Raw genomic sequence first — 14,942 nt, 5'->3', positions numbered from 1 at the left:
CTCAATATATATTGAAAGTGGTTGTCGTCAAAGTTATCAAGAATGATATTGACAAGTGATTTAGAAATAAAAATGAAGTGCTAAATAATTTTAAAAATCGCAATTATTTTTCCATTAACAAAAATTGATACGAAAGATTTTTTTTTATCTAACAAGGAGATGTTAAAGTCTACATCATTTTTCTGATCCAAATAAGTTATCTTATTATCAAAGCTAGAAGCAAATTCAACGGTATCATATTCATCCAAACCTTTTATTGCAAAAACTAAATTTTCTGATTTAGAAGTTGGAATCAAGCCATAATCAGCATTTGTTAATTTGTAGTTATTTTGAAAATAAGTACCAAAAAACAAAGGCAATTGTGCAAAATCATTTTTATCCCTTTTTACCAAAAGCCAATTTTCATCTAACGGATAATGATTTAAAAAGAAACGTTCTGGGGGTGTAAAAAAGTAACTATCATTAAAAAAGAACTTAAAGGAATTTGTTTTAGGAGAAATAGACCCAGCAGCCAATGTTGCATCTACGAATTTCCAATCATCTCCAATCTTAACTACATTCCAAGCATGATTAGCGTCATTAGGTAAGATTCCTATTTGGGAAGGATCTGATTTTAAGTTTCCTATTATAATTTTGGCTTCTAATCCTGATTTCAAGCATAAATTTTCAATCAAAGCTGCATAAGAATGACAAATAGCTTTTCTAGAAATCATTGTATTAGTCACTAAATCTAACTTAAACTTTTTTTCTTTAATCTCCTTTTCTTTTTCCGTTTTATAAGAAAAAGCATTATTTGATTTTGACTGCATCGTTTTAGCTAAATCAACATCATAAGATATATTAGTAGCAACCCATTTGAAAATAGCTCTAGCCTTATCTTCTTCTTTGGAAAAATCTCTGTTAATTAATTCTGCTAATTGATCTGAATTTAAGGCCTCTTTTGGATAGCTATCTACAATAGAATCGACTAAAATATATTTTTGCGAATATGCACAGTCAAAAAAAGTCATACTAAAAAAAACAAACAACAAGTATTTTAATTGCATTATAGTCTTTTTTACATTAAAAATTCTTAATAATTTCTTTCAACTGATTATCCAATTCCGGATTTGAAATTTTACCGTTTGTAACATCAAAATTAGCATCGAAACTTGGCAATGAAAAAGTAGCTTTTACATTACCTCCATAAAATGGGAAGGCTTTTTTAGCGATTTCCAAAACACTTGCACCACCTCTGCCTCCTGGCGAAGTCGCCATCAACAACATGGGTTTTTCATGAAAAACTTTAGCTGTAATTCGGGAACACCAATCAAAAATATTTTTGAATGCGGCTGAATAATTTCCATTATTTTCAGCAAGAGAAACCACTAAAACATCAGCGGTAGCAATTTTAGCTAAAAATGCTTTTGCTAGCTCATGCTGACCGATTTCTTTTTCGATATCTACACTAAACAATGGCATTTGGAAATTATTCAAGTCCAAAACCTCTACCTCGGCATTTTCAAAAAGACTGGCTGCGTAAGTGGCTAATTTTTTATTGATGGAGTTTTTACTGGGGCTTGCGCCAAAAGCGATTATTTTCATGGTAGTTCGTTTTTGTTAAAAGTAGTGAAAATAAAATAATTCGCTACTGATTCACAGATTACAAAACAAATAAGAAAAAATAAATCTTCATTTTTCACTACATCACTTTTACCCCAGAATACAACGGAAAGCATTTTTAAGATCAATCTTAAAGCGTAAAGCTGGATTAGATGCATAAAAAAGTCGAAAGCTATTACTAACTTTCGACTTTATGATTTTTGATTTTATAATTTTTTTTAGACGTTGAATCTAAAATGCATCACATCACCATCTTTAACAATGTATTCTTTTCCTTCTACTTTGAATTTTCCGGCTTCTTTACATTTAGCTTCTGAACCGTACTGAACGAAATCCTCATACGCAATAACTTCGGCACGGATAAATCCTTTTTCGAAATCAGTGTGAATTACTCCTGCAGCTTGTGGCGCAGTTGCTCCAATATTGATGGTCCAGGCACGAACTTCTTTGACACCTGCGGTAAAATAAGTTTGTTGTTTCAATAATTTGTAAGCTGCACGAATCAATACAGACGCACCCGGCTCTTGTAATCCCATATCTTCTAAGAAAACCTGACGTTCTTCGTAGCTTTCCAATTCGGTGATATCAGCTTCAGCACCTACAGAAAGTACGATAACCTCAGCATCTTCATCTTTTACCAATTCACGAACTTGGTCTACATATTTGTTTCCGTTTACCGCTGAATTTTCATCTACGTTACAAACGTACAATACTGGTTTTGCAGTAATCAATTGGAACCCTTCCATCAAAACTCCTTCGTCATTGTTTTGTGGAGTAATAGTTCTCGCTGATTTTGCTTGAAGTAAAGTCTCTCTAATTCTGTTCAACAATGCTTCTTCGACAATTGCTTCTTTATTTCCAGTTTTGGCCGCACGTTTAACTTTTTCCAAACGTTTTTCAACATTTTCCAAATCTTTCAACTGCAACTCAATGTCAATAGTTTCTTTGTCACGGATTGGATTTACATTCCCGTCAACGTGAACAATATTGTCGTTATCAAAACAACGTAAAACGTGAATAATAGCATTACATTCTCTAATGTTTCCTAGAAACTGATTTCCTAAACCTTCGCCTTTACTGGCTCCTTTTACCAATCCTGCAATATCAACGATATCAACAGTAGCCATTTGCACGCGCTCTGGCTTTACTAATTCTTCTAGTTTTTCTATTCTGGAATCCGGAACATTTACAACACCTATATTAGGTTCGATAGTACAAAAAGGGAAATTCGCACTTTGCGCTTTGGCATTAGATAAACAATTGAATAATGTTGATTTTCCAACATTTGGTAATCCTACAATTCCTGCTTTCATATGTAGATAATATTTATTTTAATAGAATATTGTATCGCAATCTTATTGTTTTAAAACAAAACGATTGAGATTTTACGACCGTTTCTTTTTCAATAACCGTTGCAAGTTAAAACTTTACCGTTTACTGTAAAAGTTTGCAAATATACCATTTTAAAAATGTTTAAATAAGTAAAAAATGCAGTTTAAAATAGGCCTAATATGTTTTTTATAAAAAATTAAACGATGTACTAATATTTTGTTAAAAAAAATATATATTGCAAAGGATTTAAAACAAAACACAAACCAAACACAACTTATTATGAAAAAATTTGCATTATTATTATTTCTGCTTAACGTCTCGTTTCTCTTCGCACAAAAAGAGGTGTCAGGAGTCGTTAAAGACAACACCGGCAATCCATTGCCTGGTGTAAACATTATTGAAAAAGGAACTCAAAATGGAGTTTCCACTGACATGGATGGAGTATACAAGATAAAAGTGAAAGAAGGTGCTACTTTAGTTTTTAGTTATGTAGGGTTTTCTAAATTAGAAAAAGCAGCTACAGCTGCTGTTATTAATGTAGTCCTATCAGAAGAAGGAGGACAAAACTTAGACGAAGTTGTAGTTACAGGAACCAGAACGGCACCAAGAAGCAATACAACATCAGCTTTGCCTATTGATGTATTGTCTTCAAAAGATTTGACGTCAACTGGACAAGCATCATTTGACAAAGCATTACAGTACAAAATTCCATCTTTCAACACGGTTCAAACTCCTGTGAATGATGCGACTTCATTATTGGATCCTTATGAAATCAGAAACATGGGGCCAAGTAGAACTTTAATATTAATCAACGGAAAGCGTAAAAACTTAAGTTCATTGTTATATGTACAAACGTCTCCGGGACGTGGAGAAACAGGTTCTGATATCTCTGCAATTCCTACAGATGCTATCGAAAGAGTAGAGATTCTTCGTGATGGCGCATCTGCTCAATACGGTTCTGATGCGATTGCAGGAGTTATGAACATCATTTTGAAAAAGAATACAAACGGTGGATCTGTAACTGTAAGAAGTGGAATAACTTCTGAAGGTGATGGCGAAATGTTAGGAGTAAGCATGAATAACGGTTCTACTGTAGGAGAAAAAGGTTTTGTAAATTACACAGTTGATTTTTCTAAGGTAAACCTATCCAATAGACCTGGAACTGTAGACGCTGCTGGTGAAGCAGGAGATTTTGGAGCTTCACTTTCTGATGTTCAAGCTTTCCTAGCTAAAAAACCAGACGCAGGAAACATCAATGGATCTCCAGAAACTGCAGCTGCTAAATTCTTGGTAAACGGTGGATTTAGCTTATCTGATGAAACATTATTATACTACAATGCTGCTTATGTTTACAAAAAAGTAAACTCATATGCTAACTACAGAACTCCATATTGGAGAACTTTAGCAGATTATCCTTTCTTAAAAGACTTCTTTGGTGATGGAACTCCTGCTTCATATTTAGGCTATGTACCAACATTTACGGGAGACTTGAATGATTACAATGCTACTTTAGGATATAAATCTACTAAAAATGAATGGAATACTGACGCCGGCATAACTGTAGGCGGGAATACACAAACTTATTCAGTTGACAACTCTTTTAACAGATCTGACATTCAAGATGCTGATGGGAATAACGTTTATTTAGAAAATAGTCAAATCTCTTTTAAACCAGGAGGAACTTCTTTCAACCATGTTGTAGGGAATTTAGACATATCTAAAGTATTATCAGATAAAATCAGTATTGGTTTTGGATCTGAAATCAGAACAGAAACTTTTGAAGTAACAGAAGGAGACAAAGGTTCTTGGGATGGAATTGGAGCTGATTCATTTGCAGGCAACAGACCTGAGAATTCAGGAAAATGGAATCGTTATAACATTGGTGCATATTTTGATCTTGCATATGATATCACCGAAGATTTCTTAGTAAATGGTACTGTTCGTTATGAAGATTATAGCGATTTTGGCGGAGCTACAATTTGGAAATTAAGTTCTAGATATAAATTTTTAGATGACAAAATTACACTAAGAGGATCTATTTCTACTGGATTTAGAGCACCTACATTACACCAAATTTATACTCAAAAATCACAATACTCATTCGTTCCAGGAGAAGGAATTCAAGTTAGTGGAATTATCAATAATGTATCTCCACAAGCACGCCAGTTAGGAATTGATCCTTTAGATGCAGAGAAATCAACTAATATCACTATTGGAATTGGAGCAAAACCCTCTAAAAACTTTAATTTCACAATAGATTATTATAACATCAAAGTGGAAGACAGAATCGTTTTAGGAGATATTACACCAACTGTTTTTGGAGATGTAGCTTGGTTTGAAAACTCATTTGACACTAGAACTGCTGGACTAGATGTAGTAGCTAACTACAACAACATACTTATTGGAGAAGGAAAACTAGGTTTCAATTTATCTGGAAATATTACTTTTCAAAATGAAAGAATCTCTCCTGTTAAAAAAAATAACTTTAGCCCAACACTTGAAGCTTTAATGTTTACTTCTAGACCCGAAACAAAATGGATCTTAGGAGCTAATTACGAAATAGGAAAATTAGGTTTCTCTTTAAACAACACTTATTTTGGAAAATCTACATTTAAACAAGCTGGTTTAGATGCTAACTTAAGAACTGAATTCACTCCTAAAATTGTTACCGATTTAGGAATTACTTTCTCTGCTACTGAAAAATTAACTTTGGCATTGAATGTAAACAACTTATTAAATGTACTTCCTGAATGGAATTTCAAAGCAGAAAATGCAGCAGGAACAGCTATTTTAAATGACCCTGCTCAAGTAAAAAATCAATCTAACTTGATTACTTTCAACCAACGTTATTCTCAAATGACGTATGATGGATATCACTTTAGCCAATTAGGAACTATGTTTAATTTATCTTTAAACTATAAATTCTAATTCATTTATTGAATACTCAAAAAGGGCTATCTTTCGAAAGATAGCCCTTTTTTTATTTTGTTTATTCTCCCAGAATTTAGTCATTATCTCACTCCAACAACTTGAAAATAACTTCATCATAGAATTTTATGCTGCAATTGACCGCCCAATATCATACCTTGAAAAATGATAAAAAAAATAATTGCAGATGATTTTTCTACAGCTACGTCTTTACTTTAAACAAAATACTATTGTTTTTATATTTAGATAACTTTGAAATCATCCAAACAATCGATAGAAAAACCTATGCGTATGATACCTATGTAATTGTTGCAAAAAGAAAATAAAACACTCTCATACGCTTTGTGTAAATTATGTAATTTTTTATGATAATTACATAACAACTACTCTTTCAAACGATTGTAAATTTACTTATTATTAATTTTAAATCAAATCGTATGAAAACTATAATCCTTGGAATGATTGTTTTTCTATTTTCGATAAATAGTCAAGCTCAGAATAAAAATGTTAAATCGGAAGTAAAAACAACAGTTACTACTGTGAAAAATTCTGATGGTCAAAAAAAATCAATTAAAACTCAAGAAGTAAAAGAAATTCAAAAAATTGAATTGAAAGACGCTGAATCTAATGCTTTGAACAAAGAAACCAAAGAAACACCCGTTGAAGTTACTGCAATTACTACCATTACTGCTGATGGAGTTACTAATATTGTTGACGTAGATCGATCCGCATATTATTATTTAAACGGACAAAAATATCAAGTTAAATTGGCAGAAAGTGGCTATACTATCTACCAACCTAACGAACAAAAAGCAGCAGTTTTGAGAAAAACATCAAACAACAACTACATCTATAGTTCAAAAAACAAAACTTCCTACGGTTACTTTGATGCGAATGGCAATTTAGTTCTTGAATCCTATGATGAAAAAACAGACAAGATTACGGTAGAGACTTTTGTAATTATCAAAAAATAATCTATTACGAAATACAACAAAAAAATCCTGAGTTATAGCTCAGGATTTTTTTTAGATTAAATTTTATTTTTATTCGTTGTGCAAAAATGCTTGCCTATTTAACAATGTTTCTTCACTTTCAACGTGGTTATCATCTGGAATACAACAGTCTACAGGACAAACTGCAGCACATTGTGGTTCATCGTGAAAACCTTTACATTCCGTACATTTTCCTGGGACGATGTAATACACCTCATCAGAAATTGGAGTTTGAGCTTCATCAGAATCAACTTCGGTACCATCAGGCAAAACTACTTTCCCTGTAAGTTTTGTTCCATCTTTATATCTCCAATCATCTGCACCTTCATATATTGCTGTATTTGGGCACTCTGGTTCACAAGCACCACAGTTGATACATTCGTCTGTTATAATAATTGCCATTTTTCTATAGTTTTAAAGTCTTAATATCGAATGTCAAATGCCAAAATTCTTTTGACATTAGGACTTTTGACTTTCGACATATTTATGCTTATTTTTGTACAAAATTACAATCAAAACTATTCATAAGCAAACATTATGACATTAGAAACAAAAAAAAGTGTTTTTGTTGAATTAGGAAAATTCTTAAGTCAATTTTCCGAAGACCATACCATTAAAAATTCAGGTGTTTTGCACAACGATGTGTTTTTTGACGATTTTATCGAATTAATAAAATTATCTCAATCACATAATGGATGGTATACTCCAGAACAAGTATATTTTGCGGTACAATCTTGGGCCGAAGCATTGACTGTAGAAAACTTAAATCAATGGCTTTCGGCTTATGATTTTCAAATAAAAGAACCTAAAAACATCGCTTTAATTCTTGCTGGAAATATTCCGTTAGTGGGTTTTCATGACTTTCTTTCGGTTTTAATTACAGGTAATAATGTATTGGTAAAAACATCCTCAAATGACCAACATTTACTGCCTTTTTTAGCAAAATACATCATTGCAATTGATTCTGAATTAGCCAAAAACATCACTTTTGTAGAAGGAAAATTAGAAAACTTTGATGCCGTAATAGCAACCGGAAGTAATAATACGGCGCGTTATTTTGAATACTATTTTAAAGACAAACCCTCTATTATTCGAAAAAGCAGAAACTCAATTGCTGTTTTAACTGGCAAAGAAACCAAAGAGCAGCTAACCGCTTTAGGGGAAGATATCTTCCGATATTTTGGATTGGGCTGTCGCAATGTTTCTAAACTTTTCGTCCCAAAAGGATACGTGTTTGATGCTTTTTTTGAAGCAATATTTGAATACCAAGATGTGATACATTATGAAAAATATGCTAATAATTATGATTATAACAAGGCCGTTTTCCTGATGAGTAATTTTAAACTATTAGACAATGGTTTCTTAACAATAAAAGAAGATAAAAGTCATGCCTCACCTATCTCTAGTGTGTTTTATGAATTTTATGATGATATCAATGATTTAAAAACTAGATTGATATCAGAAAATGAGCAAATTCAGTGCATCGTAAGTAACAATCTTATAGAGGGCAGTATTGATTTTGGGCAAACTCAAAAACCTAAATTGTGGAATTACGCAGATAACATAGATACTATTTCGTTTTTGTTAACAACATAGTAGAAATATGTTTAATTATTTCGAATTATTTAGCGCCTTTTAAATTCCTATTCCCGAAATTTGCACTTTAATTTTTTGGACTTAAACTACACCATGAAAAAACACAACTACAGCGCAGGACCTTGTATTTTACCACAAGAAGTTTTTGAAAAATCAGCACAAGCAATATTAAATTTTAACGACTCTGGATTATCACTTTTAGAAATTTCGCATAGAAGCAAAGACTTCGTTGCCGTAATGGATGAAGCTAGAGCAATTGTTATTGAACTTTTAGGCCTTGAAGGCAAAGGATACCAAGCATTATTTCTTGCTGGCGGAGCTAGTTTAGAATTTTTGATGGTCCCATATAACTTAATGAAAGAAAGCGGAAAAGCAGCTTATCTTGATACAGGAACATGGGCTTCCGGCGCAATAAAAGAAGCGAAACTTTTTGGAGACACAGTTGTTGTCGCTTCATCAAAAGAACAAAATTACAATCATATTCCAAAAGGATATACCGTACCTGCAGATGCAGATTATTTTCATTGTACGAGTAACAACACCATTTTTGGTACACAAATGAAGGAATTCCCATCAGTTGATATGCCACTTGTATGTGATATGAGTTCTGATATCTTTTCAAGAGCATTGGATTTTTCTAAATTTGATTTGATTTATGCTGGAGCTCAAAAAAATATGGGACCGGCAGGAACTACTTTGGTTGTTGTAAAAGAAGAAATTCTTGCAAAAAACAATCGAATTATCCCAAGCATGCTTGATTACACTAAACATATCAAAGCAGAAAGTATGTATAATACTCCTCCTGTTTTTCCAGTTTATGCTTCGTTATTGACATTACAATGGTTGAAAAACCTTGGTGGAATTGCTGCTATTGAAAAAATAAACAATGCTAAAGCGGCATTACTTTATGCAGAAATAGACAGAAACCCATTATTCAAAGGGGCTGCAGTTGTTGAAGACCGTTCCAACATGAATGCTACTTTCTTATTAAATGATGAAGCACATGCGGCAACATTTGATACAATGTGGAAAGCAGCTGGAATATCAGGTTTACCTGGACATCGTTCAGTAGGCGGTTACAGAGCTTCAATGTACAACGCACTTCCATTGGAAAGTGTTCAAGTATTAGTTGATGTAATGAAAGCATTAGAGTCAAAAGTTTAATCGTTAGTTTGGTTATTTGTTTAATCGAAATAACCAAAAAACAAGAAAACAATATCGTGTTGATTTAATTATTTAAACCAACAATCAAATTAATTAATAATTCAGTTATTTTTTATCCAAAATACGATTAAACAAATAACAGAATAAACAAATAAATACAAATGAAAGTATTAGCCAACGATGGAATTTCAAAAAGTGGAATTCTAGCTTTAGAAAAAGGTGGATTTGAAGTTATAACTACAAAAGTAGCTCAAGAACAAGTAGCTAATTTTGTAAACGAAAATAATGTAAGTGTAGTTTTGGTGCGTAGTGCGACTAAAGTTCGTAAAGACATCATCGACGCTTGCCCAGGATTAAAAATTATAGGTCGTGGTGGTGTAGGAATGGATAACATTGATGTGGATTATGCTAAAAGCAAAGGAATTCACGTAATAAACACTCCAGCTTCTTCATCAGAATCAGTGGCTGAATTAGTTTTTGCACATTTATTTTCTGGTGTTCGTTTCTTGCATGATTCGAACAGAAATATGCCTCTTGAAGGCGACACCAACTTTGAAGGTTTGAAAAAAGCCTATGCAAACGGAGTTGAATTAAGAGGAAAAACGCTTGGTGTTGTAGGAATTGGCCGTATTGGTCAGGCTACCGCTAAAATGGCATTAGGTTTAGGAATGAAAGTAATTGCTGCTGATAGTTTTATCCCACAAGTTGATATTACAGTGGCATTTTTTGATGGACAATCAATTACTACAACTATCATTTCTCAATCTTTGGAATCTGTATTCAAAGAAGCTGATTTCATCACATTACACGTTCCTGCTCAAGATGGTTACATCATTGGAGAGAAAGAATTGGCAATCATGAAAAACGGTGTAGGTATTGTAAACTGTGCTCGTGGTGGTGTTATTGACGAAGTGGCATTAGTAAAAGCATTAGACAGCGGAAAAGTATTATTTGCAGGATTAGATGTTTTTGAAAACGAACCAACTCCTGAAATGGCTATTTTGATGAATCATAAAATCTCGTTGACTCCACATATTGGAGCAGCAACAGGAGAAGCTCAAGATAGAATTGGTACTGAATTAGCTTCACAAATTATTAGCATATTAGGCTAGTATTTTTGACTAAATAAATAAAAAGGGATTTATTAACTTTGTTTAATAAGTCCCTTTTTTCGTTAAATTTGATTTCTAATTTAAAAAATACTTTCCATGTTTGAACAATTAACACAATTAGCACAACAGTTTGGAGTAGAATCAGTTGTTAAAAACCAAGCGATTCCAAACGAGCAAAATGAAGCAGTTATGACCGAGGCAAGTAGTTCAATTTTTTCTGGGTTACAAAAAATAGTTTCAGAAGGCGGAGCAGATCAACTTGCAGGTTTATTTCAAGGAAACAATGCTCAAGACAGTTCAAATCCTGTAGTACAAAAACTCACCGAACAACTTACAGGAAGCTTAGGTGAAAAATTTGGTATAAACAGTGAAACTGCCTCTGGTGTTGCAGGAAGTTTAATTCCTCAAATTTTAGGTTCTTTAGTCAATAAAGCAAAAGACCCTAATGATAGTAGTTTTCAAATTTCGGATGTGATAGCGGCGATTTCTGGTAATAGTGCCCAGAATTCAGGCATAATGGATGCTATATCTAAATATGGAGGTCAATTTGGTTTAGACCAAAATGCAGATGGTAAAGTAGATATCAGTGATGCCATGTCAGCCGTAACAAAAAAAGGTGGTGGAATAGGAAGCATACTCGGCAAACTTTTTGGAAAATAATAAAAATAAAAATATTTTTAAAAAATCATCTACTCGTCGTGGGTGATTTTTTTATGTTAAAACCATACTAACAAATCATTTAATTTTGTAAATTTAATATTCAATTTTCTGATTATGAAAAATAGTGTTTATCTATTAGCAATTATTCTAGTTTCTATTTTTAGTTGTAACACTTCAAAGTCTAATTTTCCAAGTACTGAAAAGCCCCTTGCAACTCAAGGTGATACTGTGCGAATTGCCAATGACGAGCTCGAATATGAAGTAATTATTATTGATCCCGGTTTTAGCACGTGGCTTATTTCTAGAGCTTACCCAAGAGGCTATTATTCTCAAAGCTATTTAGAGAATAAAAATCAATTCTACATTACCGAGTGGAATAGCCGAGTGTTACAACCCATGCGCTACAGTCCAAATTTATATGAAATGACAATCAATTATGATCCAAATATTGATTATGGTTATGAAGTAAATTATTTGATTTATAATTATATGATTTATTTTCAAAATACCTACAAACAAAAACTTTTTGGTTTAGTCCCTATAAGATAATGTTGCTATATTTGTAATCATTATAAATAAAAATGAATAAACTAAAACAGCGTTGGGGAATTGAGACCAATTTCCAACTTACAATCATATTTATTGTTTTTGCAATTACCGGCTCGACTTCGGCATGGCTCTCTAAACCATTTTGTTTCTGGTTAGGAATTACAAAAGCAGACTTAGGTTATTGGTTTACTCCTATCCGGCTAATTTTAATTTTTCCAATCTACCAGGTGCTTTTAGTCCTAATAGGATTTCTTTTTGGACAGTTCAAATTCTTTTGGACATTCGAAAAAAAGATGCTGAAACGCATGGGGTTGGGATTTCTTTTTAAAGCATAAAAAACGCTTCAAATACTAGGCGTTTTGTTTTTTAATCCAATAATTATAAATCCAAGTCAGCGTAAATGTTGGTATAAAATCTGAAAAAGGTAAAATTTCTTCTAGAAAAGTAACTACTCCTCCCACCTTTCCTACTGTTCCTTTATACATCCAAGTCATTAGAAATCCCGCAAGTGGTGCCCAAATCACATCAGAGAACTCACCAACAAGCGGAATCGTAAATGATAGCAATCCTATTGCATCAAAGAGAATACCCAAAAAGAGATTTCTAGTTTTATTGCTTTCTACACTAATGGGAACTTGATCTGTCATAATTATTTTTAATTTCCCTAAAACTGAACAAATCTAATGCCAATTATTTTTTGAGTTTGTCTTGATACATTTTTTTTAGCTTCTCAATTTTTGGAGTAATTACATAGCTACAATATCCTTGGGTTTTATTTTGATTGTAATAATTTTGATGATAATCTTCAGCTTCATAAAACTTAGACGCTTGTGAAATTTTAGTAACAATTGGTCTACCAAAAGTATTTTCACTAGTCATCAAAGCGATATAATCTTGAGAAAGTTGTTTTTGTACTGGATTATGATAAAAAATTTCACTTCGATATTGGGTTCCAACATCATTTCCCTGACGATTTAAAGTAGTAGGATCATGTGTGGCAAAGAAAATTTCTAATAGCTCTCCAAAACTTATTTTATTAGGATCAAATGTAATTTCAATAGCTTCGGCATGACCAGTGTCACCATTACAAATATCTTTGTATGTTGGGTTTAGAGTCGCGCCACCAATGTATCCCGAAACAACTTTTTTTACTCCGTCCAGTTCTAAAAAAACTGCTTCTGTACACCAAAAACAACCTCCAGCAAATGTGGCCACTTCCAATCCGTTTTGTATTTCCATATTTTTTATTTCTTTACTTTTTGGCACAACAACACTCTTCTCTTTTGCACAAAATGAAAAAGGCAAAAGTGCCAAAAAAATACCAATTATTTTTTTCATCATTTTAGATTTAGAACCAAATTTATTCATTTAAACGAACTGATTATTGGATATTAACTAAAGTTTATAGTTTGTCAAAGCAAAATATATTGGGATGCATTTAATAATCATTAAAATCTTTGTTTCTTTGTAAAAATAGTTTCAAAATGATACAAGCCAAAAATCTACACAAATATTACGATCAACTACACGTGTTGAAAGGAGTTGATTTACATATTCAAAAAGGAGAAATTGTCTCTATCGTTGGTGCTTCGGGAGCTGGAAAAACAACTCTTTTGCAAATCCTTGGAACTTTAGACAAACCAACTGTTGAAAATGGAATTGAATTACGCATCAACAATGAAGATATTCTGACTATGAATGACAAAATTTTGTCTAAGTTCAGGAATTTAAATTTAGGTTTTATCTTCCAATTTCACCAATTATTACCCGAATTTACAGCACTAGAAAATGTGTGCATTCCTGCTTTTATTGCAAATAAATCAAAATCAGAAACTGAGATTGAAGCAAAAAAATTGCTAACCTATCTTGGACTTTTCCATAGAATGAATCACAAACCCAATGAACTTTCAGGAGGAGAACAGCAACGTGTGGCCGTAGCAAGAGCCTTGATCAACAAACCAGCCATCATTTTTGCAGATGAACCTTCGGGAAATCTTGATACTGCATCGGCTGAGAACTTGCACCAACTCTTTTTCAAATTACGCGATGAGTTTGGGCAAACCTTTGTCATTGTGACACACAACGAGGAATTAGCTAATATGGCTGACAGAAAGTTAATAATGGTAGATGGCTTGATTAGTAATTAAAAAAGTTTGAAGTTTCAGGTTTAAAGTTCATTTGAAACGACGAACCACTTTAAACTTTAAACTTAAAAAAAATGAATTCTTCAGAACTTAAAGATTTTCTAGACGAAAAAGTACTCCAATACAACACACTCGATTTCATTGAAAGTGATCCCGTACAAATTCCACATTTATTTTCACAAAAAGAAGACATAGAAATTGCTGGTTTTCTGAGCGCTACAATAGCTTGGGGTAATCGTAAAATGATTATTAAAAATTCCCATAAAATGATGGATTTAATGGGAAATGCGCCATATGATTTTGTTATGTCACATTCCGAAAATGATTTGGAACAATTAGAAACTTTTGTGCATCGCACTTTTAATGGACAGGATTTTACGGGTTTTATTAGAGGCTTAAAAAACATTTATGAAAACCATAATGGACTAGAAGCCGTATATACAAAAAACCAAGAGTTAGAAAACATGCAAAAAAGCATTCACGAATTTAAAAAGACATTCTTCGAAATTCCTCATCACTATAGGACCCAAAAACACATTTCTGACCCGCTGAACAATTCTGCAGCCAAGCGAATAAACATGTATTTACGTTGGATGGTGCGTCAAGATACTAAAGGTGTCGATTTAGGAATATGGAAGAGTATCTCTCCGGCTTCTTTATCTTGCCCTTTGGATGTACATTCTGGTAATGTAGCCCGGAAATTAGGATTACTTACCCGAAAACAAAATGATGGAAAAGCATTAGCCGAATTAGATTTAAAACTTCGTGAATTCGATGTAAATGATCCAGTGAAGTATGACTTCGCATTATTTGGACTAGGTGTTTTTGAAAAATTTTAAATTTAGCATATAATATCTATTTTT

General features: G+C 32.8%; 16 protein-coding genes. 10 read left to right on the top strand and 6 right to left on the bottom strand.

The window, feature by feature from the left end; translation table 11 throughout:
* Positions 1–80 precede the first annotated feature (80 nt).
* From V5J73_RS04970 to ychF, 3 genes are all read right to left on the bottom strand, one after another.
* Complete coding sequence (locus V5J73_RS04970) at positions 81–1,046, bottom strand: transglutaminase domain-containing protein (RefSeq protein ID WP_338648019.1); 966 nt, start codon at positions 1,044–1,046, stop codon at positions 81–83.
* 16 nt (positions 1,047–1,062) lie between these two features.
* The gene (locus tag V5J73_RS04965) at positions 1,063–1,584 is read right to left on the bottom strand and encodes an NADPH-dependent FMN reductase (protein ID WP_338648018.1); all 522 of its coding nucleotides are present in this window, start codon (positions 1,582–1,584) and stop codon (positions 1,063–1,065) included.
* Between the two features lie 236 nt (positions 1,585–1,820).
* Positions 1,821–2,915: a redox-regulated ATPase YchF gene (gene ychF / locus V5J73_RS04960; RefSeq protein WP_338648017.1), complete on the bottom strand. Its 1,095-nt coding sequence runs from the start codon at positions 2,913–2,915 to the stop codon at positions 1,821–1,823.
* A 298-nt stretch (positions 2,916–3,213) separates the two neighbouring features.
* Between ychF and V5J73_RS04955 the strand changes: the two genes are divergently transcribed.
* Positions 3,214–5,862, top strand: a complete 2,649-nt coding sequence (locus tag V5J73_RS04955; RefSeq protein ID WP_338648016.1) for a TonB-dependent receptor — start codon at positions 3,214–3,216, stop codon at positions 5,860–5,862.
* Positions 5,863–6,299: 437 nt separating this feature from the next.
* Positions 6,300–6,836, top strand: coding sequence for a hypothetical protein (locus V5J73_RS04950; protein WP_338648014.1), 537 nt, complete (start codon positions 6,300–6,302; stop codon positions 6,834–6,836).
* A gap of 69 nt (positions 6,837–6,905) precedes the next feature.
* On the opposite strand, the gene V5J73_RS04945 is transcribed toward V5J73_RS04950, so the two are convergent.
* A complete protein-coding gene (locus tag V5J73_RS04945; protein ID WP_338648013.1) occupies positions 6,906–7,256 on the bottom strand; it encodes a 4Fe-4S dicluster domain-containing protein in 351 nt (116 codons plus the stop codon).
* 135 nt (positions 7,257–7,391) lie between these two features.
* On the opposite strand from V5J73_RS04945, the gene V5J73_RS04940 reads away from it, so the two are divergent.
* The 6 genes from V5J73_RS04940 to V5J73_RS04915 all read left to right on the top strand — a co-directional run bounded on the left by V5J73_RS04940 (position 7,392) and on the right by V5J73_RS04915 (position 12,270).
* Entirely contained in the window at positions 7,392–8,450 is a 1,059-nt protein-coding gene (locus V5J73_RS04940; RefSeq protein WP_338648012.1) for an acyl-CoA reductase, read from the top strand.
* Positions 8,451–8,543: 93 nt separating this feature from the next.
* On the top strand, positions 8,544–9,614 hold the full coding sequence (gene serC / locus V5J73_RS04935; protein WP_338648011.1) for a 3-phosphoserine/phosphohydroxythreonine transaminase: 1,071 nt from the start codon (positions 8,544–8,546) through the stop codon (positions 9,612–9,614).
* A gap of 161 nt (positions 9,615–9,775) precedes the next feature.
* Positions 9,776–10,726 (top strand): D-2-hydroxyacid dehydrogenase, encoded by a 951-nt coding sequence (locus V5J73_RS04930; RefSeq protein WP_338648009.1) that lies wholly within the window; start codon positions 9,776–9,778, stop codon positions 10,724–10,726.
* Between the two features lie 96 nt (positions 10,727–10,822).
* Positions 10,823–11,386: a DUF937 domain-containing protein gene (locus tag V5J73_RS04925; protein ID WP_338648007.1), complete on the top strand. Its 564-nt coding sequence runs from the start codon at positions 10,823–10,825 to the stop codon at positions 11,384–11,386.
* 114 nt (positions 11,387–11,500) lie between these two features.
* On the top strand, positions 11,501–11,935 hold the full coding sequence (locus tag V5J73_RS04920; RefSeq protein ID WP_338648006.1) for a DUF6146 family protein: 435 nt from the start codon (positions 11,501–11,503) through the stop codon (positions 11,933–11,935).
* Between the two features lie 32 nt (positions 11,936–11,967).
* Positions 11,968–12,270, top strand: a complete 303-nt coding sequence (locus tag V5J73_RS04915; protein ID WP_338648005.1) for a DUF6787 family protein — start codon at positions 11,968–11,970, stop codon at positions 12,268–12,270.
* A 15-nt stretch (positions 12,271–12,285) separates the two neighbouring features.
* On the opposite strand, the gene V5J73_RS04910 is transcribed toward V5J73_RS04915, so the two are convergent.
* Both V5J73_RS04910 and msrA read right to left on the bottom strand, forming a co-directional pair.
* Positions 12,286–12,582: a hypothetical protein gene (locus V5J73_RS04910; protein WP_338648004.1), complete on the bottom strand. Its 297-nt coding sequence runs from the start codon at positions 12,580–12,582 to the stop codon at positions 12,286–12,288.
* Positions 12,583–12,625: 43 nt separating this feature from the next.
* On the bottom strand, positions 12,626–13,174 hold the full coding sequence (msrA, locus tag V5J73_RS04905) for a peptide-methionine (S)-S-oxide reductase MsrA (protein ID WP_338648591.1): 549 nt from the start codon (positions 13,172–13,174) through the stop codon (positions 12,626–12,628).
* A 245-nt stretch (positions 13,175–13,419) separates the two neighbouring features.
* Here msrA and V5J73_RS04900 point away from each other — a divergent pair, with 245 nt between their 5' ends.
* The gene (locus V5J73_RS04900; protein WP_338648003.1) at positions 13,420–14,082 is read left to right on the top strand and encodes an ABC transporter ATP-binding protein; all 663 of its coding nucleotides are present in this window, start codon (positions 13,420–13,422) and stop codon (positions 14,080–14,082) included.
* A 71-nt stretch (positions 14,083–14,153) separates the two neighbouring features.
* A complete protein-coding gene (locus V5J73_RS04895; RefSeq protein ID WP_338648002.1) occupies positions 14,154–14,918 on the top strand; it encodes a TIGR02757 family protein in 765 nt (254 codons plus the stop codon).
* The last annotated feature ends 24 nt before the right edge of the window (positions 14,919–14,942 follow it).

Origin of the sequence: Flavobacterium sp. KS-LB2, from assembly GCF_036895565.1 — a bacterium.
Classification (GTDB): Bacteria; Bacteroidota; Bacteroidia; order Flavobacteriales; family Flavobacteriaceae; genus Flavobacterium.
This window is presented reverse-complemented; position numbering and strand designations above follow the sequence as displayed.